This window comes from Pantoea sp. LMR881 (assembly GCF_027157825.1).
Classification (GTDB): Bacteria; Pseudomonadota; Gammaproteobacteria; order Enterobacterales; family Enterobacteriaceae; genus Pantoea; species Pantoea haifensis.
The window spans coordinates 2,868,555-2,894,897 of sequence record NZ_JAPVOK010000002.1 but is presented as its reverse complement, the minus strand read 5'-3'; the positions used below and the strand labels follow the sequence as shown (position 1 = coordinate 2,894,897).

The following is a 26,343-nucleotide window of genomic DNA, read 5'->3' as shown; positions in this document are numbered from 1 at the left end:
CTGCATCCTTTATCCAGGAAGAATCCAGCCGTCATCAACGGCAATGCCTAGGGTGTCATCCACCGCAAGAGAATGTGAATCGAGTAAAAGCGAAAGGGTGATGTCGGGATGCGCCAGCGGACGCAGATTAATCTGCTCATGCGCGCCGCGATAGATGATGCGATCCACACGCGCCGCAAACTGACGTTCCTCCGGACGCGCCAGATGGAAACTGGCACTGTGAAAACTGGCTTTACCGTGCGGTTCGACATGCTGCTGCGGTGAACAGCGCAATACCACTCGCATCCCACACAACGTGGCTGAAGCGAAACCGCCATCTAATGGCTCAATGTCGCTCACCGGCAGAACACGTCCTTCATCAATAAAGGTCGCCACCATTTCGTTGGCGGGTTCGCGCCACAGTGTTTGCGGCGTAGCGAACTGCATCACTTTGCCGCCGTTAAGCACGACAATGCGATCGGCCAGCGCCATCGCTTCACGTTGATCGTGAGTGATATAGAGTAAGGTTGCACCACTGTGTTGATGGAAGCGTCGAAATTCCTCTTCCATGGTAGCGCGCAGATGCACATCAAGATTGGCAAGCGGTTCATCTAATAAAACCAGCGTCGGTTTCGCCACTAAACAGCGAGCCAGCGCCACACGCTGCCGCTGACCGCCAGAAAGCTCAGCCGGACGCCGTTCGGCAAAATTTTCAAGCCCTACCAGCGCCAGCGCCTGCCGGGTGCGTTCGTCACGCTCGCGCCGCCCGACGCCGTTTACTTTCAGGCTGTAACAGACATTCTCTGCCACCGTCATATGCGGCCACAGCGCATAATTCTGGAACACCACGCCAAGGTCACGTAATTCCGGCGGCAGGTGAAACTGGTCGGCAGCAAACTGACGATCGCCAACCTGAATCTCACCGCTGTCGAGGGTTTCAAAACCGGCCAACAGCCGCAGCAAGGTAGTTTTGCCGCAGCCTGAAGGTCCCAACACTGCGACAAACTCGCCCTGTTTGATGTGTAACGAGACATCCTGAAGCACCGGCTGCGCATCAAACGCTTTGTGCAAACCGGTTAAGGTTATCGCGGCCATTTAGTTCCGCCTTTGCGGGATATTTTCAGCGCAAGACGCTACGACAGTTTAATGACAATACCGTGACAGCCGTCATTTTAGTGCGCCAGATGCACGGCGATATAACGCTCATAACGCGCGGCTTTGACCCGCGTTAAATCCACCAGCACTAAACCGTCAATGCAGTGATTAAAGTCAGGATCGCTGCCAAAATCGATAAACTGTACGCCGCCGGGTTCGCACAGCTCAGAATATTGTTTATAGAGTGTGGGAATGGCGACACCCAGATTCGCCAGTAGCTGTTTCAGGCGACGCAGATCTTCTTGATAGTCGTTGCCGCAAAACTGCGCCAGCACGTCCGGGAGCGATGCAGGATAAGGGCGGCGTGACGTCGCTAACGGCAGCTCCGTTGGAAAATAGAGGCGATAAAAAGCCACCAGCAGATCGCGGGCTGCTAATGGCATTCCACCGGAAATTGAGACCGGCCCAAACAGATAGCGGGTTTGCGGATATTTCGCTAAATAAGCGCCGATACCGAGCCAGAGATAATCCAGCCCACGTTTGCCCCAGTAGGCTGGCTGAATGAAGCTGCGCCCCAGCTCAATGCTTTGCTGCAAGATCGGTAACATTCTTTCGTCATAATGGAACAGGCTGTGGCTGTAAAACCCTTCCATACCGCGACGCGCTAACTGCTCTTCGCCTGGAATAAAGCGATAGGCACCTACGATTTCCAGCTGTTCATCATCCCATAAAATCAGGTGATAATAATCATCATCAAAGTTATCCAGATCGCGGCGGCGACCACTGCCTTCACCCACGGCGCGGAAGGCAATTTCACGCAGCCTCCCCAGTTCACGCAGCAGCGGCACCCAGGTTGCGCCGTTGCGTCGCCACAGGTAGATCTGCTTACCGTCGCCGGTTGTGCCGAGATGCTCGCTTTCAAGCAACGCTTTTTTTAACTCGGCGCGATCTTCCGCACGGGCAATAGCGGATTCGGTCTGAAACAGCCCTTTACGTCCTTGTCCCAGACGATAAAGATGCTTACGCAGCCGCTTCGCCAGCTCTTTGCCCGGCGTGTGTCCGTCGTGCCAGTGGGCAAACGGGATTTGCGCACCGATGCGTAATTTAATGCGCGATCCCCGCTGTTTGAACATTTCACGCACCAGCATCAACATGGCCAGCGGCGGCGCAACTTTCGCTGTTGCGTAGAAGAGCGTGCTGTTGCGTCCTTCAACATGCACCGGCACCAGCGGCGCACGCGCTCGTGCCGCCAGCCGTAAAAAGCTGTGATGCCAGCGGCGATCGCGTACCCCGCTGCTGCTCAGGCGCGAGACTTCGCCCGCCGGAAAGATAATCAGCACGCCCTGATTATTGAGGTGTTGCTGCATGCGTTGCAGCTGCTGGCGGTTGGTACGGTTACCCATATTGTCTACCGGCAGCATCAGGCTGTTTAGGGGCTCAAGCGACATCAGCAGACGATTAGCAACAATTTTCACGTCGCGGCGCACCTGAGAAACGGCTGACAATAGCGCCAGGCCATCTAATGCACCCAGCGGATGATTCGCAACAATCACCACCGGGCCGCGTGGCGGGATCTGCTCCAGATCGCGTTCGCTCAATTCACAGCGCACATCCAGGTGTTCGAGCACCTGTTCCACCATATCCAGCCCTTTTAAATGGGGATAACGTGCCGCGAATTGTTGAAAATCAGCTTCGCGCAGCGCCCATTTAAGCAAGCGCCGTTGCCAACTGGCGGGACGGTGGTTGGGCCAGTAATTTTCAACAACCTGATCGATGGAAAACATGATTACCCTTTTATGCGTACCTGAGTGACGCATCGAAAGTAAATCGGGATGTTTTCAGTTTTATGAAGGGTAAGTTGTACACGGCAGGATAAAAATGACTAAAAAACTCTGGTGAAGCGTGGCTGCAAAAACGGAAACAGTGCCGCCGATAGATGTCCGGCGGCACCGCGATCAAAGCTGTAAAGGCGGGAGCTGAGAAAAGACGCTCAGTAACCCCTTGCTCCATAGCTGGCGGATCTGTGAGAAATAGGGATGCTGCTCGGTAATATGATACTGCTCGCTGTCACTAAAACTGTCGCTGCGGTACATCATGACATCCAGCGGTAAGCCGACAGAAATGTTACTCGCCAGGGTTGAATCCATGGAAATCAATGCGCACTGCATCGCCTGGCTCAGCGGTGTTTCAAAGCGCAATACCCGATCAATAATTGGCTTACCGTATTTGCTTTCACCAATCTGAAAGTAAGGCGTGTCGACGCTGGCTTCAATAAAATTACCCTGCGGATAGATCTGGAACAACCGCGGCGCTTCACCACGAATTTGTCCACCCAGCAGCAGCGATCCGCCGAACTCATCACCGTCGCGCTTTATCACTTCACGCAGGGTGTCGCCGACCAGCAGCGCCACGTCATATAACGATTTACCGTTAAGTAAGTTCGGCTGATGCTCATCTTCACAGCCGCGTCGCAGCAGGCTCATGACGCTTTGCGTCGTGGCCAGATTGCCTGCACTTTGCAGCACCAGCGTGCGCTCCTCGTCTACCTGGAAAATATGCAGTTTGCGAAATGAAGAAATATGGTCGACACCCGCATTGGTTCGCGAGTCGGATACAAAGATCATCCCTGACGATAAACGCATTGCTACACAATAAGTCATCGTTACGCCCGTAAAGAGTTATTGCTGCGGTGCCACTTTCTGTACCGCCGCGATCGCCAGCATATCTTCACCGCCGCCGCCCAGGCGCATACCGCGCACCGGACAGGCGTCGAGATAATCCACACCTACCGCCAGCCGTAAATGCTGTCGTGTACTGCGGGTATTATTGGTGATGTCAAAGCTGTGCCAATGGCCATCCAGCCAGGCTTCAACCCAGGCGTGAGTGGCGACGTGTTCAACATTGTCAGTATAGAGATAGCCGCTTACATAGCGAGCCGGGATGCCTAAACTGCGGCAGCAGGCAAGAAACACATGGCTGTGATCCTGACAAACGCCTGAACCGGCAGCAAAGACTTTTGACGCCGCATCCGTCACCTGAGTGCTGCCGGGCCGGTAAGGCATTTTCAGCAACAGTTCATCCATCAGTTTTTCCAGGCTGGCAAGCGGTACTTCAGGCCGCCAGTAACGCAGCGCAAAATCGGTGATGGCGCTGTCTGGCTGGGTCAGCGGCGTGGCGCGTAAAAAGATCAGCGGCGATAAAGCACTATCGGGATCGGCGGCCATTTCGCCATCGTCCAGAATGTCGACTTCGCCACGCGCCGCAATTTCCAGCGTCTGATGCGGCGTGTCGAGCGTTAACACATGCATCACGTTGCCGTAAGCATCCAGCGTGCGCGTGGCTTCACACGGCAGCAGAAGATCCCAGGACAAAATGTGCTGGTGCACCGAATTTTGCGGCGTCAGGCGCAGATACTGCGTGCTGAGTTTGACCTGCTGCTCATAGGCGTACCAGGTTTTGTGCTCGATGTTGAGTCTCATTTCGCCTCCAGATACGTTTGATGAATGCTTTCGGCCAGTTCGTTGCAGCTGCCGAGAAAAGTATTCAGCCAGCTTTGCAGCCCGTTGCGCGTCAGGCTCTCCCAGGTACTAAAACGTAGCTGCGCCAGTAACACGGTGATCAAATAGCGTGGCCGGTCCTCGCCGCTGCTGCCAATCATTTCAAGCTGATTAGCGATCTCTTCAATGCAGGAGTGCAGCGAGCGTGGACTTTCATTGCGCAGGATGAGCATTTCATTGACGTTATCCGGCAATAACTGCTCTTTAAAGATAGCGTTGTAAGCTTCACGCGCAGAGACCGCCCGCAGCAAATTATCCAGGCTGTAATATTCACGGACGGAATCGGGATTCTGCTCCAGAAGTTGTTGATTAACGCTGAGCAGGCGCGCAGTGCCTTCGCTACGCTCCAGTAAGGTGCCGATGCGAATAAAACACATGGCATCGCCGCGTAATAATGTACCGAACATCGCGCCACGAAACAGATGCGAACGCTCTTTTACCCAGTCAAAAAAGCTGTCAGCACCGGCACTGGTTAAGCCGCGCTGACGGATTTTGCGCATTTCAATCCAGGTTGAGTTGATGCTCTCCCACACTTCAGAAGAGAGACTGCCACGCACCGCGTGGGCGTTATTCCATGCCGACTGCCAGCAACTGAAAATGCTGCTGGGGTTGCGATCGTCCAGGGCAAAGAAGTTGAACAGCTGCGCCATAGTAAAACGTCCGTTTAGCGTTTCAAACAGCTGTCGGGTACCGGTAAAATTTAGCGGCAATATCAACTCATCATCATGGCTGCCGCGTACCGGCATCAGCGACAAACGATTGGTAACATCTAAAACCCGGGCAAGCTGTTCAGCGCGTTCCAGATAACGCGCCATCCAGTAGAGACCGCTGGCTGTGCGACTTAGCATGATGCATCATCCTCCAAAACCCAGGTATCTTTAGTGCCGCCGCCCTGTGATGAGTTCACCACCAGCGAGCCTTCTGTAAGCGCAACCCGCGTCAAACCGCCTGGCACCAGGCGGATCTCCGCGCCGCATAAGGCAAACGGGCGCAGATCGATATGGCGCGGCGCCAGGCCGTTTTCGATAAAAGTTGGACATGTCGAAAGTGCGAGGGTGTTTTGCGCGATGTAGTTGTCGGGTCGCGCCTGCAGCCGGGTCCGAAAGTCGCTCAGTTCCTGTTGGCTGGCGACGGGACCGATTAACATGCCGTACCCCCTGCACCGTGCACCTCTTTCACGACCATGTGCTGAAGATTAGCCAGAACGTAAGAAAGATCTTTGGGTTTGCGGCACTGCCAGGTGGGCACGTTATTGAGGATCGGCTCTTCGTCAAGATAAAAGCGGATCATGTCCGGCACATAGGGATAGATCGATTTATCGTCGGCAACGCCGGTGCCAATGGCGTTTGCCAGCACCACATTACCGGCGCGATACACCGATAACAGTCCCGGTACGCCCAACATTGATTCCGGGCGAAACGCCAGCGGATCGAGAAACGCATCATCAACACGACGGTAGATCACATCAACTTTGCACGGCCCGGCAGTGGTACGCATCATCACCGCCCCATCTTTAACAAACAGATCGGCGCTTTCGACTAATTCCACGCCCATCTGCTGAGCCAGAAAGCTGTGTTCGAAATAGGCACTGTTGAAGCGACCCGGTGTTAACACCACCACCACCGGATCGTTAACGGGTGAGCTTTCGCGCAGCGTTTGCAACAGATGCGATGGATAACGCTCCACCGGCGCAATGTGCTGCTCGGCAAACAGTTCCGGATAGAGGCGCATCATCATCTTGCGGTTTTCCAGCATGTAGGAGACGCCAGAAGGGGTGCGCAGATTATCTTCCAGTACGTAATAGTCGCCGTCGCTGTTGCGTACCATATCGACACCCACAATATGTGCGTAGATGTCGCGATGCAGATCGATGCCCTGCATACAAGGCTGATACTGGTCGTTCACCATCACCTGTTCCGCCGGAATGATGCCCGCTTTCAGGATGTGCTGCTGATGATAGATGTCGTGTAGAAAAGCGTTAAGCGCCTGAACGCGCTGACGGATGCCACGATCAAGCATCATCCACTCTCTTGCAGGAATGATGCGGGGGACGCTATCGAAGGGAATTAAACGTTCCGCACCGCCGTCGTCGCCGTAAACGTTAAAGGTAATGCCCACCCGGTGAAACAGCAGCTCCGCTTCCTGACGCTTACGCGCAATCGCCTCTTTGTCCGCGTTTTGTAACCATTTCCAGTAATTCTGATAGTGCGCACGGTACTGACCGTCGCGCATCAACATCTCATCATAGAAGTGTGGCGCTATCTGGTAACTTTTATTCATGGTTTACCCGGCACGTGTCAGAGGACATGCATAAAGATTGCACAAAGTGTGCCAGGTAAGTGTGCTCTGTTTCCCACCCCGGTAATTGCATTATGGCTGCGCCACCCTCTCCTGCAGGAAAGGGCTGCCCTGTCAGGGCATCAACCTCTTCTGCACCTTATTGGTGCATATTAGCAATTGGTGTCCAGATCTCTGTCATCGCTCCCTCATGTCCTGTGAAAGGATCGCGGGTGGGCATCGGCACCTGTTTGATTTTTTCCAGCGATTGTTGCAATTTTTCGGGTTCATCACGCAGCGTTTCAGGAGACATGCCCTGCGGGTAGGCTCCTACCGCAATAAAATCGTCGCTGGCATGAATCTGTTTATGCCCAACACCGGCTGGAATAAGCACGGCATCGCCAGCGCGTAGCGTCACCATACGCCCACTGTCGCCGCCAAACAGCACTTCTGCCCAGCCTTCTGCCACGCCCAGCAGTTCATGCGTATTAGGATGATAATGGGTATAAGGGAAAATGGGATAGCGCCAGGCGGGCGGCCAGCCGTTTTGTGCAAACGTTTTCTCAAACCACGCGGCAATATCTTCTTCCTCTTCATCGGGGGCCACTCGCGGCCAGATAATCAGAGGCAAAGGGTTATTCGGGACACCGCCCGCTGGGCTTGATAACATCAAATGCTGGGGATTGTCAGAGGCGCCAGCAGAGAAAGTGCCAGCAGCGAAGGACATCAGCAACATCAGACTGGAAGTGTTGGCAGTCATACAGGTTCTCCGGTTTTTGCTTAAGTGTGGCAAACTCCTGCCGCAATGCAATGTGCGCCAGTCGACATATTTCACACAATCCACTGATTTTTCTAACTAAAGTCAAATAACCGATTAACAAAACTACCCCTGTTCAGTAATCGCCTTTAGGGCAACCGTCCTTGCTGCCTGAAATTGTTTAAAAATGTCACCCTCTTCTGCTGGCGCTGAGCATCACGGCAAACAAAAAGGGCCGCCTCTTCTGGCGACCCTTTTTCTTGTCAGCGACGTTTATTTCACTGCTGCCAGTTCGTTTGCTTCTTCGCCCACGAAATTGCTCAGATCGTTAATACGCTCCGGGGGAGCGGTTTGCCCAGCAAATAGCCCTGCAAGGTGTTACAGCCTAAACCGGTTAAAAATGCCTGCTGCTCAGGCGTTTCTACACCTTCTGCCACGACTTTTAATTGCAGCGACTGTGCCAGCGCAACGATGGCGGACACGATAGTGGCATCTTCTGTCTGGTGTTGCAGTTCATTCACGAAGGCACGATCGATTTTCAGTTCGCTGGCCGGTAAACGTTTCAGATACAGCAGGCTGGAATAGCCCGTACCGAAGTCATCAATGGAGGCTTTTACTCCCAGCTTCGTCAGTTCAGTAAGAATACGCACGCTCTCATCAGGATCGCGCATCGCCGTAGTTTCTGTCACTTCAAGCGTCAACAGCTCAGGCGGAATGTCATGTTTCGCCAGCGCCTCGGTGACCGTTTCAACCAGGCTATTCTGTTCAAATTGCAGTGCCGACAGATTGACCGCCACCGACCAGTGCGGATGACCTTGCAGATGCCACTGACGCAGTTGCCGACACGCTTCGAGAATAACCCAGTTGCCGATGCTTACAATCATCCCGGTCTTCTCTGCCATCGGCAGGAAGTGATCCGGCGTCAGCAACCCTCGCGTCGGGTGTTGCCAGCGCAGCAAGGCTTCAAAACCGAGAATCGGGCCACGCGGCGCGCAATATTTCGGTTGATAAAACAGGCGCAGCTCATGGTTATCCAGCGCATGCCACAAATCGTTATTGAGTTGTAGCTGGCTCTGGGCCAGCGTATTCATTGAGGGCTGAAAGAAGGTATAGCCGTTGCGGCCATTGTTTTTGGTGTGGTACATCGCCGCATCTGCGTTAAACATTAACTCTCGCTCATCTGCGCCATCTCCCGGATAAACCGCGATGCCAATGCTCAGTGAGACGATCAGTTCATAACGCGAAATATCAAAAGGACGATCAACCGCTTTCACCAGATTGTCGGCCACGGCCGCTGCATCGTTAGGATCGTCAATCTCAATGAGCAGCACAAATTCATCGCCGCCCAGGCGCGCCAGGGTGTAATAACCCTGCATTTGCTGGCTCATTCGTTCCGTCACGCCAATCAACAGATTATCCCCGATATGATGACCGAACGCATCGTTGACCGCTTTGAAACCGTCCAGATCCATAAACATCAGCGCAAACTGGGTGCGTTCACGATTGGCTTTATTGATGGCTTGCTCCAGCCGATCTTCCAGCAAAATACGGTTGGGTAAACGTGTGAGATTGTCATGCAGCGCAAGCTGTGCCAGCTCCCGGTTCGCTTCTGCCAGTGAGCTGGCGAGGATCGAGGTGCGCGCCTGCAAACGTGCATCCAGCATCGAAACCAGTAGCGTAATGCCGAGAATGGCAATAGTGACCACCGTCACCAGAATAGCCAGCCAGTTGCTGTTGACACCGTCCTGCGTGGGATGGCTGTGCATGGGAAATTCAGCGGCCATCATGCCGGTGTAATGCATACCCGCAATAGCAAAGCCCATCAGCACTGACGCACCGAGGCGCAGCACAGTGACACGGCTGGTGGTGCCTTCCCGTAAATTAAACGCCAGCCATAACGCCGCACCAGAAGCCACCAGCGCAATGATGACTGACATTACCACCCAGCCCCAGTTCCAGACGATACCGGGTGAAAACATCAACGCCGCCATGCCGGTATAGTGCATTGCCGCGACGCCTGAGCCCATGATAATGGCTCCACCCAACAATCGTCGCACTGGCAGTTCACCCTGGCAAACCAGCCACAGGGCAAAAATGGAGGCACACACAGCAATGGCGGCTGAAACGGCGGTGAGCCACGGGTTGTAGCTCATCACCATTTCCATGCTCATGGAGAGCATTCCGATGAAATGCATGGCCCAGATGCCGATGCCCATCGCGAAACCGCCGCCAATCAGCCAGACAATGGCAACCTTGCCGGTTGAGGTGGCCACGCGCCCCGCCATATCTAAGGCGGTAAACGAAGCCAGCATCGCAACAATAATCGAAACGATGACGGTAAAAGCATCATATGAGGTCACTAACATAGTGATATCCCGAAAAGAGCCGTGCAGGCCCGTAGTGTTAGTCATTAAAAAAGATACAAGGATTGTATTGTTGTACAAGTTATCGGCAATGCTAAACACTTACTTAAGCATCTATGATGAAACCTTCCGATGCCTGTGAAAGCTAAAATCAATCGTCACGCGTCGGTGAGCGGCGTCAGGCGTTTGGTCACCCGATCAGGCAGGGCCGCTGAGGCGGTAAATTCATTCACGCGCTCAGCCGGTGTCGGTTTACCTAACAGGTAACCCTGCAATGCATCGAAGCCTAAACCGGTCAGTAAACGCTGCTGCTCCTCTGTTTCTACCCCTTCTGCCACCATGCGTAAATTCAGGCTTTGGGCCAGCGTTAACATGGCACTCACGACGGTGGCATCTTCGCTGTCTGCCCGCAGGCAGTTAATAAAACTGCGATCGATTTTCAGTTCGCTGGCATCAAGGTGTTTCAGATGCAACAGGTTGGCGTAGCCGATGCCGAAGTTATCAATGGCAATGTTGACGCCCAACTGCTGCAACTCACGAATGCGCTGCTGGCTGAACTCTGGATCGCGCATAGCAATGGTTTCGGTGATTTCCAGCATCAACGCCCCGCTCGGCAGTTGATGCTGCGCTAATATCTGGCTAACAGTGTCGGGCAAATCGCGCTGGTGAAACTGCAACGCGGAGAGGTTAACGGACACGGTCCAGCGGCTGTGACCCTTGTTGTGCCACTGCTTTAACTGACGACAGGCTTCATTGATGACCCAGTTACCGAGCGCAACAATTTGCCCGGTTTTTTCGGCACGCGGCAGGAATAAATCGGGCATCAGTAAACCTCGTGACGGGTGTTCCCAGCGCAATAACGCTTCAAATCCCATCAGTTCGCTGCCGTTTGAACGAAATTTTGGCTGATAAAACAGGCGCATTTCCTGCCGCTCTATCGCTTTCCACAAATCGTTAGCCAGCTCAAGCTCATGCTGCGCCGTGGTGCTCATTGAAGGCTCAAACAAACACCAGCCGTTACGCCCGCTGTGTTTGGTGTGATACATCGCGGAGTCGGCATTAAACATTAACTCTTGCTTGTTGCGACCATGCTGAGGAAAGAGGGCAATACCGACGCTCAGCGACACGCGCAGCGAATAGCGATCCAGTTCAAACGGCGCATCGGTGATCTTCACCAGCTTCTGCGCCAGGGCACAGGCGCTGTTGGCGTCGCCGTTTTCATACAGCAGCACAAATTCATCGCCGCCTAATCGCGCCAGTAATGTCTGCTGATCTAAGGCGTGACGCAGACGTTCCGCTACGGCAATGAGCAAGCGGTCACCAACATGATGTCCCCACGTATCGTTAACGGCTTTGAAGCCGTCGAGATCCATATACATTACAGCAAACCCGCCGTTATGCAGCGTCGCCTGTTTAATGGCAATGTCCAGCTTGTGCTCGAGCATCACGCGATTCGGCAGCGTCGTGAGCGTGTCATGCATGGCGAGCTGGCGAAGCTCAAGATTGGCGCGGTTGAGTTTCGCTGTCAGCCGCGCGGCACGCAGTTGCGCATCCAGCATCGAACTCAATAAGGCCAGGCCGAGAATAGAAAGTGAGATGATAGTGACCCAAACGGCGAGGCCTTGTTCACTGGCGCCGCGCGGATACATGCGGCTGGTATGATCAAACGTCGCGGCTGCCATGCCGACATAGTGCATTCCGGCAATGGCCACTCCCATCAGCAGTGAGGCCAGTCCGCGCATAATCAGCAGATTTTTGTCACCCTGACGCAAATGAAAAGCCAGCCATAACGCCGATCCTGAAGCAAAAAAAGCAATCAGGACTGAGATTGCCACCAGCGTGAGATCCCAGTGCGGCGCGGGCGATATCATCAGTGAATTCATGCCGAGATAATGCATCACTACCACGCCCGCCCCCATTATCAGGCTACCGCTCAGCAGGCGGCGGCGCGTTAACTGCTGATTACCAACCGTTTGGCTAAAAGCTAAAATCGAAGCGGCTATCGCTACGCCCAGCGAAATCGCCGTGAGTCTGACGTCGTAGCGCATAGTCATTGGCATCATCATGGCCAGCATGCCTATAAAGTGCATCGCCCAGATGCCAATGCCCATCGCGGTGCCGCTAACCACCAACCATAAGCGCGCGGTTAGCCCGTGCGAAACGGCCACCCGTCCTGCGGTATCCAGCGCGGTAAAAGAGGCAATAAAAGCGACGATCAGCGAAACGCAAATCAGAACGCCATCCCAGGTGACTAGCAACATGTGCAACTCCTCACCACCTGCGGCCTCGCAGGTGCTGTGTGTCTTCAACAGTCAATCTAAAAAACACCGCAAGGGTGAAAGTAACTCGACTTATATTTTTAAGAAATTAAGGCCAAACAAAGCCGTCCTTCGTGATTCAGGACTTTTTATTTACATAACAGTGGACCAGATTGAAAAAACGTAAAGATGGCTGTTTGTTGCATGAACATATCACCGAAGCAGACAGGGTGGTAGTAGGCGAAATAACTCTCGCTTTACTTTTATTCCATGTTGCCAATCCCTTGTCATTATTGGGTTATCGGCGAAAGCCACTGACAGATTAGTGAAAAAACAGTGTGAATTTTTACCGTTAAGATTTTGCTGTTCTATAGTAAATAAAATTGATATAAATCACCGGGCTCGCATCTATGGCTTTTCTTAGTGCGGCACGACAAAACAGAATAATTATCTTCATTTACCTGTTAATTTTTGGTTGGATTGTTAAGTAACACCGGGCGAAAAAGCACTGACACTGGATAATCAGTAAGGAATGATTATGAAACTCAAGCTTTTTCTCTTCGCGGCTGCGGCGCTTGCCCCGGCATTTCCGTCAATGACATTTGCTGCCACCACCACCGGAACTATCAATGCCACGCTCACCCTGACAACCGGCTGTCTGGTGAATGGAGAGTCAGCCACGACCGGCGTTAACTTCGGTACTCTGGACTTTGGTAGCAGCGCGGCGACGTTCGATACGCTCAATGCCACGCTGGTTGGCGCGGCAGGGAACGGCATTTTTGTTCGCTGTACAACTGACCAAACCTTCAACGTTCAGGTTACCAGCAGCAATCCTGCCCCAGCCACTGTTTATGGCAGCGTCACCGGCGCGCCGCGTTATTTAGTGCTGGGCACCGATAATACACAGGGTATCGCTTACACCCTGTACAGCGACGCCGCCTTTACTACCGCTATCGCTGATAACACCAATATCGCGCCAAGCGGCACAACCAACCCTACGCTCGGGACGAACTACGCCATTTATGGTCAGGTCGTCGGGGGCGGCTTTAACCCCGTTATTCCAGCAGGAACCTATACCGATACGATTAACGTGGCCGTTAATTACTGAGTCGCAATTTGAGTATTTTTTGGTGGCTGTAAAGCGGTCAATATTCACGTTGGCACGTGGTTTATCGCTGTTGCTGTGGAGTGCTGGTGCGTGGAGTATCACCACCAGCTCAACCACGTTTCAGGTTTCCGCTTCGATTGTGGCGGGCTGCGTGATCTCCGGTACCAATATCGGTGTGCTTGGCACGCTTGATTTCGGTACGCAATCGGGCGTGGCAACGAACAGTGTCAGTACCAGCTTTGTGAAAAGTTCCACCATTAATCTCGCCTGTACGCCGGGCACTACGCTCAGCATGACGATAAATGGCGGCAATAATTACACCTCCACCCGCAATCTTAAACTCGCCAGCAGCAGTAATACGCTGCCCTATTACCTTTATACCAATGCTGCGCATACCAACGCCATTCCGGTAGGACAACCCGTGGCGCTGACCTACAGCAACGCTAACAACATAACCTTACCGATTTACGGCCTGCTGCAATTGCCCGGCTCAACCCGCGCCGGGGTTTACACCGACACCCTCACCGTCACGTTGAGCTGGTGATGATGTTTTTAAGGAGCTTTATAATGAGATCGCTGCGCAACCTGTTTCTGCTGCTTGCTTTGTTTTTAACTTCTCAGACTCACGCGGCCAACTCGGTAATGATTTGGCCTATCGATCCCGCAATCAATCCAGATGAAAAAGCCAGCGAGCTGTGGCTTGAGAATCGGGGTAGTGCCACCACGCTGATGCAGGTGCGCATCTTTGCCTGGCAGCAGGTCAACAACCAGGAGCAGTATCAAACGCAACAACAGGTTGTCGCCAGCCCGCCGCTGGTGCGTATTGAGCCGGGGCAAAAACAGCTGATTCGTCTGATTAAACAGATCCCTCCCGCAGCCGGCAAAGAGATGGCGTATCGTGTGGTGTTGGATGAAATCCCGACGCCGCGCTCTGCGGGTGCGGATCAGGCCGGACTGAATTTTCAGATGCGCTATTCCGTCCCGCTTTTCGTCTATGGCGAAGGACTGACCAAAGAGAGCGCCCGCCCAGAGCTCAGTTGGCAAACGGTCAACACAGGCGGTCAACGTTATCTGCAACTCACCAATCGCGGCAGCGGACATGCGCGTCTGAGTAACCTGACCATTGGCGGCCGCAAATTAGGTAACGGTTTATTTGGTTACGTGCTGGCTGACAGCAGTAATCGCTGGCCATTGAAAACGGCCGTGAGCGGCGTGCTGACCGCAGAGATGAACAAAGGTCAGTGGCGCAGCGCCGCCAGCCGTTAAGCGCGTAACGATGCGTTTTACGCCTCATCCGCTTGCGCTGGCTGTAGCCAGTTTGTGTTGTCTGACGCCCGATATCTCCCGGGCGGAGACCTACTCGTCTTTACCGCCACCGCCCACGCTGAACAACAGTGCCAGCAGCCAACAGTACATGCTTGAGCTGGTTGTTAATCAGCAGGCGCGTGGCGACATCGTGCCGGTTGAACAGCGCAACGGCCATTTCATGGTTCGTGCCGGCGATCTGCAACGAGCGGGTATTCCTTCAAAGATGTTACAGGGACAGCAACAGGTTGATGTGAATCAGCTCGCAGAGATGAAAGTGGACTATGACGATCGCCGCCAGCGCCTGTTGCTCACCGTGCCGCCCGCCTGGTTGCCTGACCAGACGATTGGCGAGCAGAGAAACGGCCCGCGCTATCCCGGCCGCACCAGTACGGGCGCTCTGATTAACTACGATTTTTATGCTACCCGCACCGACAATGCCGGCACCCGGCTTTCAGCCTGGAATGAGTTGCGCTTCTTCGGCGACGCTGGTCAGTTCTCCAGCAACGGCGTCTGGCAGCAGCAGCTTGAGGGTGAAAACAGCGGCCAGGGAAATGGCTACATTCGTTATGACACCTGGTGGAGCAACGAAGATGAAAACGCCATTCTGAGCTGGCGCGTCGGTGATTTAGTCAGCGATGCCTTGTCGTGGAGCAGCAGTGTGCGCTTAGGCGGCGTACAGATTGGCCGTGACTTTAGTGTGCGTCCCGACCTTATTACCTATCCGCTGCCCGCTTTTTCGGGCCAGGCGGCGGTACCTTCCACCGTTGATCTGTTTGTAAACGGTTATCGATCCAGCCAGGCCAGCGTTCAGCCTGGTCCCTGGTCACTGACTAACGTGCCGTTCGTTAACGGCGCAGGCGATGCGGTTATTACCACAACCGACGCCGTTGGCCGTCAGGTTGTGACTACCCTGCCGTTTTACGTTTCGAGCAGTCTGTTAAAAGCCGGACTGTCAGATTACGCATTTTCAGCGGGTGCTATTCGCGAAAACTATGGCATCAAAAACTTCGATTACGGTGCAGCGGCAGGCAGTGGCTCCTGGCGTTACGGTTTGACCGACTGGCTCACGCTGGAGAGCCACGCCGAAGGCAGTGATAACCTGGCTATGGGTGGCGCAGGCGCGCAATTTAAAGTGGCGAGTTGGGGCGTGCTGAATGGCGCGGTGGCGCAAAGTCGGTATGAGGGGAAGCCCGGCATCCAATACAGTTGGGGATATCAGTACAACAATAGCTGGTTTAGCCTGGGCACTCAGCACACGATACGCACGGCAGACTTTGGTAACCTGGCGCTGCTGAGCAACCAGAGCGGCACCCGTTCACCTTCCAGTTACAGTCTCGCCCGCCGCACTTCGCAATACAGCGCCAGCCTCGCGCTCAATCACTACGGCAGTATTGGCGCGGCTTACATCGATATCGCCAGTGGTGATAACGAACGCACACGCTTATGGAACCTGTCGTGGAGCAAGAGCCTGTGGGGCAACTCCAGTCTGTATGTTTCCGCCAGCCGCGATCAACAGCAGGGAGAATGGAGCGGCGCCATCTCGCTGGTGATCCCTTTCGGCGAGCATGGCAGCGCCTCGCTCAGCATGGAGCGCGATCAGCAAGGGGAGAATAATCAGCGCGTTTACCTGTCACGCGCGATGCCAAGCGACGGAGGACTTTCATGGAATGCTTCCTGGGCGAATCAAAGTGGTAACAGCGGCGATTACCGTCAGGGCAGCCTGCGTTACCGCAATAATAAAATTGATACCTCCGCTGGTTTTTACGGCGATGATGACAACAATACCCAGTGGGCAGATTTAACGGGTTCGGTGGTGTTCATGGACAACCAGATGTTCGCTGCCAATCAGATTAACGATGCTTTCGTCGTCGTGAAAACTCACTATCCCAACGTCAACGTGCGCTATGAGAATCAGTCGATGGGCCGCACAGACAGGAATGGCTACCTGCTTGTGCCCTCTATTAGCAGCTATTATCCCGCCAAATATGATATCGACACGCTCGATTTGCCTGCCGATATGACGTCACCCAAAGTTGAACAGCGTTTCGCGGTGAAGCGACAGAGCGGCTTTTTGCTGAATTTCCCGATTGAGCGTCTGCGGGCGGCCAGTGTGATCCTGCATGACAGCAATAACCAGCCGATACCGGTTTCCAGCCAGGTCTTGCGTGCAGGGCAAGCAACCGGCTATGTCGGCTGGGATGGCATCGCCTGGATGGATAACCTCACCGCGAACAATTCGATTCATATCGTCACGCCTGATGGACGCGCCTGTGATACTGAGCTGATCATCCCCGACGGGCAACCACAAGCCCTGAAAACCTACGGTCCGTTGACCTGTCCGCTACCGCCTGCAAGCGCCAGCACGCCGGTGGCAAATCCTGATAACTCTACTGCGGGTATTACGCCATGAAAAAAATTTTACTCCTGCTGGGTTTGCTGTTGCTGTTTCCTTCGCTGGCGCAGGCAGCCTGCGCGTTACCCGCGGCCAGTGCCAGCTTCGGTTCAGTCACCACCTTTGTAGCAAATAACACCGTCAGCTCGACATCAACCAATGCCAACGTCAACTGTGGCGCTGGTGCAGCGTTGTCGCTGTTATCGGGTAACCAGATTAGCTTTCAGCTCACCGGCGCAACCAACGTCAACGGCACACGCGGCACGCTAAAGCGCAGCGGCGATACGGGGACAGATAATATTCCGGTGCGTTTATGTACCGACAGCGCCTGCGCCAGTGAACTGACCATTGGCGGAGCGGCGTATGTTTATAACTCAGCCACGCTGATCAACATGGCGGGATTGCTTGGCAGCCTGAATTTTGCCATTCCGGTCTATTTGCGTACGGTAACCGGTCAAACCGTCGCTGCCGGAACCTATACCGTCACGCTGAACATGAGGGTGACCTATAACGTCTGTACCAGTATTAGTTTGCTGGGCCTGTGCCTGACGCCGCAGACGGGCAGCGGCATTATTCCCATTACTGTCACTGTGGTGCTCAGTAACGATTGTACCGCCATCACCGCACCAAACATCAGCTTTGGCAGCGCGCCGCTGGTCGGCAGTTTCTCTGCCGTATCGCAAACCATTAATGTGCTATGCAGCAAAGGCAGTACTTATACGGTGGGATTGAGCAACGGCAACTATGCGTCGGGCAGCGTGAGGAATATGGCAAGCGGAACCAACCGGCTGAGCTATGAGATTTATAAAGGCACCACCAGTAACCGCTGGGGCCCCAGCGGCACGGAACGCTGGAGCAGCACCGCGTCAAGCAGCGTCAGCACTAATGGCCTGACGCGTGGCTATAATTATACAGCGCGCGTGTTAACCACGCAGAACACGCCGCCAGCCGGAAACTACAGCGACAGCGTGGTGGTGGATCTCGCCTTTTAAGCATTAACTGGCGCGCCGCTATCGCTATGGCGCGCCTGATACTGTTTCACCATTCGTCCAATCAGCAGCGTGCCCGTCAAACCACAGATCGCTGCAAACGTCAGCCAGACGCCAGGCATCGCTTTGTCGCCAGTGGCGTGAATCAGGTAACTGGAGATGGCTGGCGTGAAGCCGCCAAACAGCGCCGTTGCCAGGCTATAAGCCAGCGAGAAACCTGCCGCACGCACCTCAGCCGGCATAATTTCTGCCAGGTAAACCACCATCGCCCCGTTGTAGCTGGCATAAAGGAAAGAGAGCCACAGCTCTGCCTCCAGTAAGTGAGCAAAGCTGGCTGATCCCACCAGCCAGTGCAGCACTGGCCAGGTGGTCACGATCATCAGCAAGGTGAAAACAATCAGTAGCGGACGACGCCCTACGCGGTCCGACAGCGATCCCATTAGCGGCAACCAAATCAGGTTAGAAAGCCCGACGCACAGCGTGACAAGGAAACTCTGCTTATCGCTCATCATCAACACGGTTTTACCGAAAGTGGGCGTGAAAGCGGTGATCATATAGAACATCACGGTGGTCGTTACCACCATCAACATGCCTGCCAGCACCAGCGCCCAGTTACTGGCAACCGAACGCATGATTTCGCCCATGCTGGGATGGTGTTTGCGCTGGCTGAAAGCCTCTGTTTCTTCCAGCATGCGGCGGATCCAGAACAGGAACGGCACAATCATGCAGCCAATGACAAACGGAATACGCCAGCCCCATTCTGTCACGGCCTCTTTCGCCAGCAGATGATTCAGCAATAAACCCAGCAGTGCAGCGAAAATCACGGCAACCTGTTGGCTACCGGATTGCCAGCTGACAAAGAACCCTTTACGCCCTTTTGGTGCCACTTCAGCCAGATAAACCGACACGCCCCCTAACTCAACGCCTGCCGAGAAACCTTGTAATAGCCGTCCCAGCAGAATAAGGATTGGCGCTGCTACGCCCAATGTCGCGTAGCCTGGCACCAGTGCAATGGTTAATGTGCCGAACGCCATCAATCCGAGCGTCAGCAGCAATCCTTTGCGCCGACCATGATGATCGATGTAAGCACCCAGAATAATTGCGCCAAGCGGGCGCATAAGAAAGCCAGCACCAAAGGTCATCAGGGTCAACATCAGCGACGCGAACGGGTTATCGCCGGGAAAAAACGTTTTCGCAATGGCGCTGGCGTAATAGCCGAACACCATGAAGTCATACATTTCGAGAAAGTTACCGCTGGTAACGGTGAAGACAGTACGGGCTGTGCCCGTAGACTTTGTAAAGACTGAGTGTGGCTCATAACGGCTTCCTGGGTTTTTTATCCCCTTTTAGCCTGCCGGAGCGGGAAATAATGTGATGCAATTCACCATTCCACTTTACAAAAGTGTGTAGTTGGGTAACAAGAAATTAACAAATTAGCCTGGGCAGCACGATCGTTTGATGTTGCTGCTTTTAAGACGGAAACGGCCTGTACGGCAGCGATCGGTTGCAGGACTGGCTTACCGTATTAACGCCATAACGTTTAATCCGGTTTTTGTTGATTCCCCTTATTTTTAGCCTGCAAATGGCCCGTCAAAATTCAATACGCTATCTCTGTGAGAAAAAAGCGGATTGAATCAGAGTATAAGCGGCGTGATCCCTCATCAGTCCGGCATCTGCTCACTCGGGAAAGAAACGCAAAGGGGTATAAGTCAGCTGTTAAGAGGCAATACAAAAAATAAAGGCCCGTTCATACGGGCCTTTATTCAGCGGGAAAAGATAAAACGCGAGGGCGCTGTTTTATTTCCTGAATCAGAAACGTTACTTCTGAGCCGTTTCCATGCCCATCAAACCAATCTTCAGATAGCCTGCGGTTCTGAGCTGATCCATCACGCTCATCAGCGTTTCATAATCCACGCTCTTGTCTGCCTGGAAGAAAATAGTGGTCTCTTTGTTGCCTTCCGTCTGGTTGCTCAACACGTTAACCAGCGACTCAGCCGTGACCTGCTCGTTGCCGATATATAACTGCTTGTCAGCTTTGATAGAGAGGTAAACAGGTTTTTCCGGGCGCGGCTGCGGTGCACTGGTGGAAGCGGGCAGATTAACGCGTACATCCACGGTCGCCAGCGGCGCAGCCACCATAAAGATGATCAGCAGAACCAACATAACGTCGATAAACGGCGTAACGTTGATTTCATGCATTTCACCATCGGTTTCCAGGTCGTCGTTTAATCGCATTGCCATAAAAAACTTATCCTAAGCGCAGTTTCTGAGTAGCCACTGGACGTGCAGCTTCAGGCTGAACCACGACGTTTCCCAGATCGATATCACGGCTCTGTAACAGCAGAATTTGTGCAGCAACATCACCCAGCGACGCTTTATAGCTGGCAATCATGCGGGCAAAGACGTTGTAAATCACGACGGCTGGGATCGCAGCAACCAGACCAATCGCCGTTGCCAGCAACGCTTCTGCGATACCCGGTGCAACGACAGCAAGGTTTGTGGTTTGCGTTTTTGCGATGCCGATAAAACTGTTCATGATGCCCCATACGGTGCCGAACAGACCGATAAACGGCGCAACAGAACCAATAGTCGCCAGGAAACCGTTGCCACGACCGGCATGACGGCTGAAGGCAGCAACGCGGCGCTCAAGGCGGAAGCTGGTGCGATCTTTAATCCCGTTGGTATCTTCGGCACCGGCAGAAAGTTCCAGCTCGTTCTGCGCGTCATTCAACAGCACGGCGCTGTGGCTGTTGCTGTGGAATTGCTGGGCAGCACGTGCGGCATCATTGAGACTGCGGGCTTCGCCCAGAGCCAGTTGCTCGCGCTTAAGGCGGCGTTTGGCTGCGCTGAGTTCGGCATATTTACCGAAGAAAAGCGCCCACGTCACAACTGAGGCCAGTAACAGGCCAATCATCACCATTTTTACCACGATATCGGCATGTTGATACATGCCCCAAACGGAAAGGTCCGTTTGCATCAAATCACTGGCTACCACGCTGCTTCTCCAACTGATGTGCACGGATACAGAATAAGCGCGAATGATAGCAAAAAAATCAGCGAATTGATAGTGGTTCTCATTACTATTTACAAACGAAAGGGCCATTTTTTATGCTGCGATCTTTATAGGTTGATCACACTTTATCGGGATGTTTTGAAAATGTGACGACACACATAAATTTATTAAAACATCGTTTCAAAATGTGATGGCATTCATTCAATCGTCATTGTCATATTTTCTCGCGTCGCGTTTTCACTATGCTGGCTGCACGCGGCCACCTTGCTTGCGGAAATCCTATGCGCCGCCTTTACCGCCCTTTCTATGCTGGAGAAAACAGAATGACACTGAAAAAATTACTACTCGCAGTTTCGTTATCTTCCGCTGTGGCACTTTGCCCTGCCGTGGTGTTTGCCAAAGTAATTAAAGTGGCTGAGGTTCAGCCTGCTGGTTATCCAACCGTGGTCGCGCTGGAACATATGGGCGAGAAGCTCAAACAGGCGACGAATGGACGGTTAGAAATGAAAGTCTATGCTGGCGGCGTATTAGGTGATGAAGAGCAGACCTTACAGCAGGTCCAGTTAGGGGCGATCGATATGATCCGCGTCTCGCTGGCCCCCGTTACGTCTATTGCGCCAGAGACCAGTGTATTAACGCTGCCGTATGTGTTCCGCGACGAGGATCATATGCACAAAGTGCTCGACGGAGAAGTCGGCAAACAGATTGTAGAGAAATTTGATAAGGATCCAAATGCCCGCATGGTGTTCCTCGGCTGGACCGATGCAGGCGTGCGCAACATGATCACCAAGAAACCCATCACGAAGCCGGAAGATCTGAAAGGCATGAAAATCCGCGTGCAGAACAGCGCCATTTCTCTCGCTACCCTGAAAGCGATGGGCGCGAACCCGGTCGCCATGGGCGTGAGTGAAGTGTTCAGCGCCATGCAAACCGGCGTCGTGGACGGCACTGAGAACAATCCACCAACCTTTGTTGCGCACAACTACCTGCCTGTCGCGAAGTATTACACCCTGACCGGTCATTTCATTCAGCCAGAAATGATTCTTTACTCTAAACCGCTGTGGGATCGTCTCTCTGCTGACGATCAGGCGCTGCTCAAAAAACTGGGTAAAGAAGCGCAGGATGAAGAGCGCCAACTGTGGGCAACTTATACCCAGCAATCAATGGAAAAAATGAAAGCCGGTAACGTGACTTTTCAGGAAATTGATCGTGACTATTTCATGAAAGCCACGCAGCCGGTACGCGATCAGTTTGGCGGTAAATATCAGGATCTGATGAAGCAAATCGCCGACGTGAAATAACCTTCTCTACGCCATGCTTCTGCATGGCGAACTTATTCAGGTATCGATTATGACTGCATATTCACGTCTGATGGATGGGCTTTATCTGCTGTGCATGACGATCGCCGCCGTCGCGCTGTTGATAATGGTGACGGTGATCCCGATCGGGATTTTCGCCCGCTACGTGTTGAACAGTGCGCTTGCCTGGCCGGAACCGGTCGCGATCATTTGCATGGTAATTTTTACTTTTATCGGTGCACCGGTAGGCTATCGCGCCGGTACACATATTTGTGTTTCGATGATGACCGATCGCCTGTCGCTCCCGGTACAACGTTTGCTGCTGCGCGTCTGCGATCTGTTAATGATCGCCACCTGTCTGATCATCTTTCAAGCCAGTTACAACCTGTGTGAAGCGATGTGGATTCAGTCACTCGCCTCGCTGCCTATGGTGACTTACGGCGAAATGTATCTGCCTATTCCCGTTGGCTCAATCTTCACCCTGCTGTTTGTTATTGAGCGATTGCTAAGCGGCGATCAAAGCCAGCGGCCGATCGTTACCCTTGGCGGCACTCACTAAGCGGAGCACAAAAATGGACGCACTGATTTTGATTGGCAGCCTGGTAGTGTTACTGCTGCTGGGCTTTCCGGTGGCCTTTGCTGTCGGCCTGAGCGCGTTTATCGGCGCGTGGTGGATCGACCTGCCGCTGGAAGCGGTGGTTATCCAGATAACGAACGGCATTAATAAATTTTCTCTGCTGACCATTCCTTTCTTTATTCTCGCGGGCGCGATTATGGCGGAAGGTGGTATCGCCCGACGGCTGGTCAACTTTGCCTATATTTTTGTTGGTTTTATTCGTGGCGGGTTATCGCTGGTGAATATTGTGGCATCGACCTTTTTTGGCGCGATTTCCGGTTCATCAGTGGCAGATACGGCATCCATCGGCTCGGTAATGATCCCGCAAATGGAAGAGAAAGGTTATCCACGCGATTTTGCCGCCGCCGTGACAGCCAGTGGTTCAGTCCAGGCGGTATTAACGCCGCCCAGCCATAACTCGGTGATCTATTCACTGGCGACCGGCGGCGTGGTAACGATTTCATCGCTGTTTGTGGCCGGGATTGTGCCGGGGTTATTGCTGGGTCTGAGTTTGATGGTGATGTGTCTGGGTTTTGCCCGCAAGCGTGGCTATCCCAAAGGTGAGCGTATTCCTTTTCGTCAGGCTCTGAAGATTTTCGTCGATGCGTTCTGGGGCCTGTTTACCATTGTTATCATTCTCGGCGGCATTTTATCCGGCATCTTTACCGCCTCGGAATCGGCAGCCATCGCTTGCATGTGGGCCTTTTTGTCACCATGTTTATTTACCGTGACTTCAAATGGAACCAGCTTCATATCCTGGTCTTTCGCACCATCAAAACGGTTACCATTGTTATGGTGTTAATCGCCTTTGCTGCGGGTTTTGGCGCCGTGATGACCTTTATGCAGTTACCTACCCTGATTACCGAAGCCTTTACCAGCATCTCAGACAATAAGTATGTGATTCTGATGTGCATCAACATACTGCTTTTGGTGGTTGGCACGCTCATGGATATGGCACCGCTGATCCTGATTTTGACGCCGGTGTTACTGCCGGTGGCAATATCACTGGGTGTCGATCCGGTACATTTCGGCATGATTATGCTCACTAACCTCGGTATTGGGCTAATTACGCCGCCAGTGGGTACGGTACTGTTTGTGGCCAGTGCGGTCGGAAAACAGAAGATTGAGCAAGTGGTTACAGCAATGCTGCCGTTTTACTGCATGCTTTTCCTGATCCTGCTCCTGGTGACATATATTCCTTCGCTGTCGCTCTGGCTGCCTCACATTATGGGTGTGATGTAATAAAGGAGAAGACGGGCCAGGCTGGCCCGTTTTTTTGCCTCCTCCCCACTCTGATAATCGCCATTCGGGGTCAACCTTGCAGGCCGATTCATGTTAACGTGAAGGCTTTGTTGGAAGCGGCAAGGCAGAGATTAATGGCGACCAAAAAGATTGATACCACGCTCGTCAGCGCAGGACGCAGCAAACGTTATACGCAAGGTTCGGTAAACACCGTGATTCAGCGCGCTTCTTCACTGGTTTTCGATACGGTGGCAGATAAAAAACGCGCCACCGCAGGTCGGGCCAAAGGAGAGCTGTTTTATGGACGTCGCGGCACACTGACGCATTTCGCCTTGCAAGAGGCGATGACCGAACTGGAAGGCGGTGCCGGATGTGTGCTCTATCCGTGTGGTGCAGCAGCGGTTTCAAATGCCATTCTCGCCTTTGTGGAAGCGGGCGATCATATCTTGATGAGCGGCGCTGTTTACGAACCGACTCAGGATTTCTGCACTAAAATCCTCAGCAAACTGCAGGTCTCTACCACCTGGTTTGATCATGGCATCGGCAGTGAAATTGGTGCGTTAGTGCAGCCAAACACCCGCGTAGTGTTTCTGGAATCGCCCGCATCCATTACCATGGAAGTGCAGGACGTTCCGGCGATTGTCGCGGCCGTTCGCGCGAAAGCCCCAGACGCCATTATCATGATCGATAACACCTGGGCGGCGGGCATTCTGTTTAATGCACTGGCTCATGGTGTCGATATTTCTATCCAGGCAGGCACTAAATATCTGATTGGTCACAGTGATGCCATGATTGGCACCGCCGTCGCAAATGCGCGTTGCTGGGATCAGTTACGTGAAAATTCATATTTAATGGGCCAGATGGTCGATGCCGATACGGCTTATATGGCCAGTCGCGGCTTGCGCACGCTGGGTACGCGTCTGCGTCAGCATGAGGAAAGCGCCATTCAGGTTGCCGAATGGCTGGCCGCCCGTCCTGAAGTGGCACGCGTTAACCATCCCGCGCTGGCGCAGTGTAAAGGGCATGAATTCTGGCAGCGTGATTTCACCGGCAGCAGCGGCCTGTTTTCATTTGTGCTGAAGGAAAAGCTGAGCCGTGAGCAGATAGCGCACTACCTCGATAATTTTCACCATTTCAGCATGGCCTATTCCTGGGGCGGCTATGAATCATTGATTCTGGCCAGTCAGCCCGAAGAGTTAGCCGCGATTCGTCCGGCAGGCGGCATTGATTTTGACGGCACCCTGGTGCGACTGCACATCGGTCTGGAACATGTTGATGATTTGCTGGCCGACCTTGTGGCGGGTTTTGAACGTCTGGCGAGTTAAAATCTCAACGAAACCTAAACCACAGGATGGTCACTGGCTGGGATCAATAAATCCTGCTGGTTAACCGCTAAAATAGAATCCTTGCGACTTAACAGGATAAGAGATGGGTGTTTTACACGAGATTGTCCACGCGCTCTGGCATCAGGATTTTGCTGCGCTGGCTAATCCAGATGTGGTCTGGGTAGTTTACGGCGTCATGTTTTTGACGCTGTTTCTGGAGAATGGGCTGTTACCCGCCTCTTTTTTACCTGGTGACAGCTTGCTGTTGTTAGCGGGTGCGATGGTGGCTAAAGGCGTAATGGATTTTGTCCCCACCATGATTATTTTAACCACCGCCGCCAGCCTTGGCTGCTGGCTGAGCTATTTGCAAGGGCGCTGGCTGGGCAATACCAAAATTGTCAAAAGCTGGCTGATGCACTTACCGGCGCAATATCATCAACGGGCATGGAATATGTTTAACCGCCACGGTTTGATGGCGCTGCTAGTGGGCCGCTTTCTGGCTTTCGTCCGCACTATTTTACCTACCATGGCGGGCATTTCTGGCTTGCAGAATGGACGCTTCCAACTGTTTAACTGGCTGAGCGGCATGCTATGGGTCGGCATTGTGGTGGCGTTTGGTTATGGCATCAGTCAGGTGCCTTTCATCAAACGCCATGAAGATCAGGTGATGGCAATTTTGATGGTATTGCCGATGGTGCTGTTGTTTCTCGGTCTGGCTGGCAGCATTGTGGTTATCTGGAAAAAACGTCGTCAAAAACTGAGCTGA

19 protein-coding genes and 3 pseudogenes are annotated in these 26,343 nt (G+C 53.3%); 10 read left to right on the top strand and 12 right to left on the bottom strand.

All coding sequences use genetic code 11. The features are described 5' to 3' along the window. Positions 1-9: 9 nt before the first annotated feature. The 9 genes and pseudogenes from O3W44_RS15470 to O3W44_RS15430 all read right to left on the bottom strand — a co-directional run bounded on the left by O3W44_RS15470 (position 10) and on the right by O3W44_RS15430 (position 12,289). Positions 10-1,074, bottom strand: a complete 1,065-nt coding sequence (locus tag O3W44_RS15470; RefSeq protein WP_269293750.1) for an ABC transporter ATP-binding protein — start codon at positions 1,072-1,074, stop codon at positions 10-12. Positions 1,075-1,151: 77 nt separating this feature from the next. After that, positions 1,152-2,858: a lysophospholipid acyltransferase family protein gene (locus O3W44_RS15465; RefSeq protein ID WP_269293749.1), complete on the bottom strand. Its 1,707-nt coding sequence runs from the start codon at positions 2,856-2,858 to the stop codon at positions 1,152-1,154. A 171-nt stretch (positions 2,859-3,029) separates the two neighbouring features. Then, on the bottom strand, positions 3,030-3,734 hold the full coding sequence (locus tag O3W44_RS15460; RefSeq protein ID WP_269293748.1) for a proteasome-type protease: 705 nt from the start codon (positions 3,732-3,734) through the stop codon (positions 3,030-3,032). An 18-nt stretch (positions 3,735-3,752) separates the two neighbouring features. Further along, positions 3,753-4,553 carry a transglutaminase family protein gene (locus O3W44_RS15455; protein WP_269293747.1) on the bottom strand — a complete coding sequence of 267 codons (801 nt, stop codon included), beginning with the start codon at positions 4,551-4,553 and terminating at the stop codon, positions 3,753-3,755. Next, a complete protein-coding gene (locus tag O3W44_RS15450) occupies positions 4,550-5,479 on the bottom strand; it encodes an alpha-E domain-containing protein (protein ID WP_269293746.1) in 930 nt (309 codons plus the stop codon). The genes O3W44_RS15455 and O3W44_RS15450 overlap by 4 nt, the downstream gene beginning before the upstream one ends. Beyond that, positions 5,473-6,911, bottom strand: a pseudogene (locus O3W44_RS15445) (circularly permuted type 2 ATP-grasp protein). Before O3W44_RS15445 ends, O3W44_RS15450 begins: the two are co-directional and overlap by 7 nt. A gap of 157 nt (positions 6,912-7,068) precedes the next feature. After that, complete coding sequence (locus O3W44_RS15440; protein ID WP_269293745.1) at positions 7,069-7,668, bottom strand: cupin domain-containing protein; 600 nt, start codon at positions 7,666-7,668, stop codon at positions 7,069-7,071. Positions 7,669-7,938: 270 nt separating this feature from the next. Continuing rightward, positions 7,939-10,031 (bottom strand): annotated as a pseudogene (locus O3W44_RS15435) (putative bifunctional diguanylate cyclase/phosphodiesterase). 155 nt (positions 10,032-10,186) lie between these two features. After that, the gene (locus O3W44_RS15430; protein WP_269293744.1) at positions 10,187-12,289 is read right to left on the bottom strand and encodes a putative bifunctional diguanylate cyclase/phosphodiesterase; all 2,103 of its coding nucleotides are present in this window, start codon (positions 12,287-12,289) and stop codon (positions 10,187-10,189) included. A gap of 535 nt (positions 12,290-12,824) precedes the next feature. Between O3W44_RS15430 and O3W44_RS15425 the strand changes: the two genes are divergently transcribed. From O3W44_RS15425 to O3W44_RS15405, 5 genes are read left to right on the top strand one after another with little or no spacing between them, the layout of a single operon-like run. Continuing rightward, positions 12,825-13,394, top strand: coding sequence for a spore coat protein U domain-containing protein (locus O3W44_RS15425; RefSeq protein ID WP_269293743.1), 570 nt, complete (start codon positions 12,825-12,827; stop codon positions 13,392-13,394). Between the two features lie 40 nt (positions 13,395-13,434). Beyond that, positions 13,435-13,938, top strand: coding sequence for a Csu type fimbrial protein (locus O3W44_RS15420; RefSeq protein WP_442954669.1), 504 nt, complete (start codon positions 13,435-13,437; stop codon positions 13,936-13,938). 23 nt (positions 13,939-13,961) lie between these two features. After that, a complete protein-coding gene (locus tag O3W44_RS15415) occupies positions 13,962-14,660 on the top strand; it encodes a fimbrial biogenesis chaperone (RefSeq protein WP_269293742.1) in 699 nt (232 codons plus the stop codon). Positions 14,661-14,670: 10 nt separating this feature from the next. Beyond that, positions 14,671-17,112 carry a fimbria/pilus outer membrane usher protein gene (locus O3W44_RS15410; protein ID WP_269293741.1) on the top strand — a complete coding sequence of 814 codons (2,442 nt, stop codon included), beginning with the start codon at positions 14,671-14,673 and terminating at the stop codon, positions 17,110-17,112. Next, positions 17,109-18,086, top strand: a complete 978-nt coding sequence (locus O3W44_RS15405) for a Csu type fimbrial protein (protein WP_269293740.1) — start codon at positions 17,109-17,111, stop codon at positions 18,084-18,086. The genes O3W44_RS15410 and O3W44_RS15405 overlap by 4 nt, the downstream gene beginning before the upstream one ends. On the opposite strand, the gene O3W44_RS15400 is transcribed toward O3W44_RS15405, so the two are convergent. From O3W44_RS15400 to exbB, 3 genes are all read right to left on the bottom strand, one after another. Beyond that, positions 18,083-19,423, bottom strand: a complete 1,341-nt coding sequence (locus O3W44_RS15400) for an MFS transporter (protein WP_269294454.1) — start codon at positions 19,421-19,423, stop codon at positions 18,083-18,085. The genes O3W44_RS15405 and O3W44_RS15400 overlap by 4 nt on opposite strands. Before the next feature lie 478 nt (positions 19,424-19,901). After that, positions 19,902-20,324, bottom strand: coding sequence for a TonB system transport protein ExbD (exbD, locus tag O3W44_RS15395; protein ID WP_269293739.1), 423 nt, complete (start codon positions 20,322-20,324; stop codon positions 19,902-19,904). Between the two features lie 7 nt (positions 20,325-20,331). Next, a complete protein-coding gene (gene exbB / locus O3W44_RS15390) occupies positions 20,332-21,060 on the bottom strand; it encodes a tol-pal system-associated acyl-CoA thioesterase (RefSeq protein ID WP_269294453.1) in 729 nt (242 codons plus the stop codon). A 359-nt stretch (positions 21,061-21,419) separates the two neighbouring features. On the opposite strand from exbB, the gene O3W44_RS15385 reads away from it, so the two are divergent. The 5 genes and pseudogenes from O3W44_RS15385 to O3W44_RS15365 all read left to right on the top strand — a co-directional run bounded on the left by O3W44_RS15385 (position 21,420) and on the right by O3W44_RS15365 (position 26,343). Further along, on the top strand, positions 21,420-22,397 hold the full coding sequence (locus tag O3W44_RS15385) for a TRAP transporter substrate-binding protein (protein ID WP_269293738.1): 978 nt from the start codon (positions 21,420-21,422) through the stop codon (positions 22,395-22,397). Positions 22,398-22,446: 49 nt separating this feature from the next. Next, positions 22,447-22,953, top strand: a complete 507-nt coding sequence (locus O3W44_RS15380; RefSeq protein WP_269293737.1) for a TRAP transporter small permease — start codon at positions 22,447-22,449, stop codon at positions 22,951-22,953. Between the two features lie 13 nt (positions 22,954-22,966). Then, positions 22,967-24,252: pseudogene (locus O3W44_RS15375) on the top strand (TRAP transporter large permease). Positions 24,253-24,386: 134 nt separating this feature from the next. Continuing rightward, a complete protein-coding gene (gene metC, locus O3W44_RS15370; protein WP_269293736.1) occupies positions 24,387-25,577 on the top strand; it encodes a cystathionine beta-lyase in 1,191 nt (396 codons plus the stop codon). A gap of 103 nt (positions 25,578-25,680) precedes the next feature. Next, on the top strand, positions 25,681-26,343 hold the full coding sequence (locus O3W44_RS15365) for a DedA family protein (protein ID WP_269293735.1): 663 nt from the start codon (positions 25,681-25,683) through the stop codon (positions 26,341-26,343).

Bases quoted from the DNA above. Each gene is read 5' to 3' on its own strand.
- O3W44_RS15470 (WP_269293750.1), bottom strand. From the start codon at position 1,074: ATGGCCGCGATAACCTTAACCGGTTTGCACAAAGCGTTTGATGCGCAG.
- O3W44_RS15465 (WP_269293749.1), bottom strand. From the start codon at position 2,858: ATGTTTTCCATCGATCAGGTTGTTGAAAATTACTGGCCCAACCACCGT.
- O3W44_RS15460 (WP_269293748.1), bottom strand. From the start codon at position 3,734: ATGACTTATTGTGTAGCAATGCGTTTATCGTCAGGGATGATCTTTGTA.
- O3W44_RS15455 (WP_269293747.1), bottom strand. From the start codon at position 4,553: ATGAGACTCAACATCGAGCACAAAACCTGGTACGCCTATGAGCAGCAG.
- O3W44_RS15450 (WP_269293746.1), bottom strand. From the start codon at position 5,479: ATGCTAAGTCGCACAGCCAGCGGTCTCTACTGGATGGCGCGTTATCTG.
- O3W44_RS15440 (WP_269293745.1), bottom strand. From the start codon at position 7,668: ATGACTGCCAACACTTCCAGTCTGATGTTGCTGATGTCCTTCGCTGCT.
- O3W44_RS15430 (WP_269293744.1), bottom strand. From the start codon at position 12,289: ATGTTGCTAGTCACCTGGGATGGCGTTCTGATTTGCGTTTCGCTGATC.
- O3W44_RS15425 (WP_269293743.1), top strand. From the start codon at position 12,825: ATGAAACTCAAGCTTTTTCTCTTCGCGGCTGCGGCGCTTGCCCCGGCA.
- O3W44_RS15415 (WP_269293742.1), top strand. From the start codon at position 13,962: ATGAGATCGCTGCGCAACCTGTTTCTGCTGCTTGCTTTGTTTTTAACT.
- O3W44_RS15410 (WP_269293741.1), top strand. From the start codon at position 14,671: ATGCGTTTTACGCCTCATCCGCTTGCGCTGGCTGTAGCCAGTTTGTGT.
- O3W44_RS15405 (WP_269293740.1), top strand. From the start codon at position 17,109: ATGAAAAAAATTTTACTCCTGCTGGGTTTGCTGTTGCTGTTTCCTTCG.
- exbD (WP_269293739.1), bottom strand. From the start codon at position 20,324: ATGGCAATGCGATTAAACGACGACCTGGAAACCGATGGTGAAATGCAT.
- exbB (WP_269294453.1), bottom strand. From the start codon at position 21,060: ATGCAAACGGACCTTTCCGTTTGGGGCATGTATCAACATGCCGATATC.
- O3W44_RS15385 (WP_269293738.1), top strand. From the start codon at position 21,420: ATGACACTGAAAAAATTACTACTCGCAGTTTCGTTATCTTCCGCTGTG.
- O3W44_RS15380 (WP_269293737.1), top strand. From the start codon at position 22,447: ATGACTGCATATTCACGTCTGATGGATGGGCTTTATCTGCTGTGCATG.
- metC (WP_269293736.1), top strand. From the start codon at position 24,387: ATGGCGACCAAAAAGATTGATACCACGCTCGTCAGCGCAGGACGCAGC.
- O3W44_RS15365 (WP_269293735.1), top strand. From the start codon at position 25,681: ATGGGTGTTTTACACGAGATTGTCCACGCGCTCTGGCATCAGGATTTT.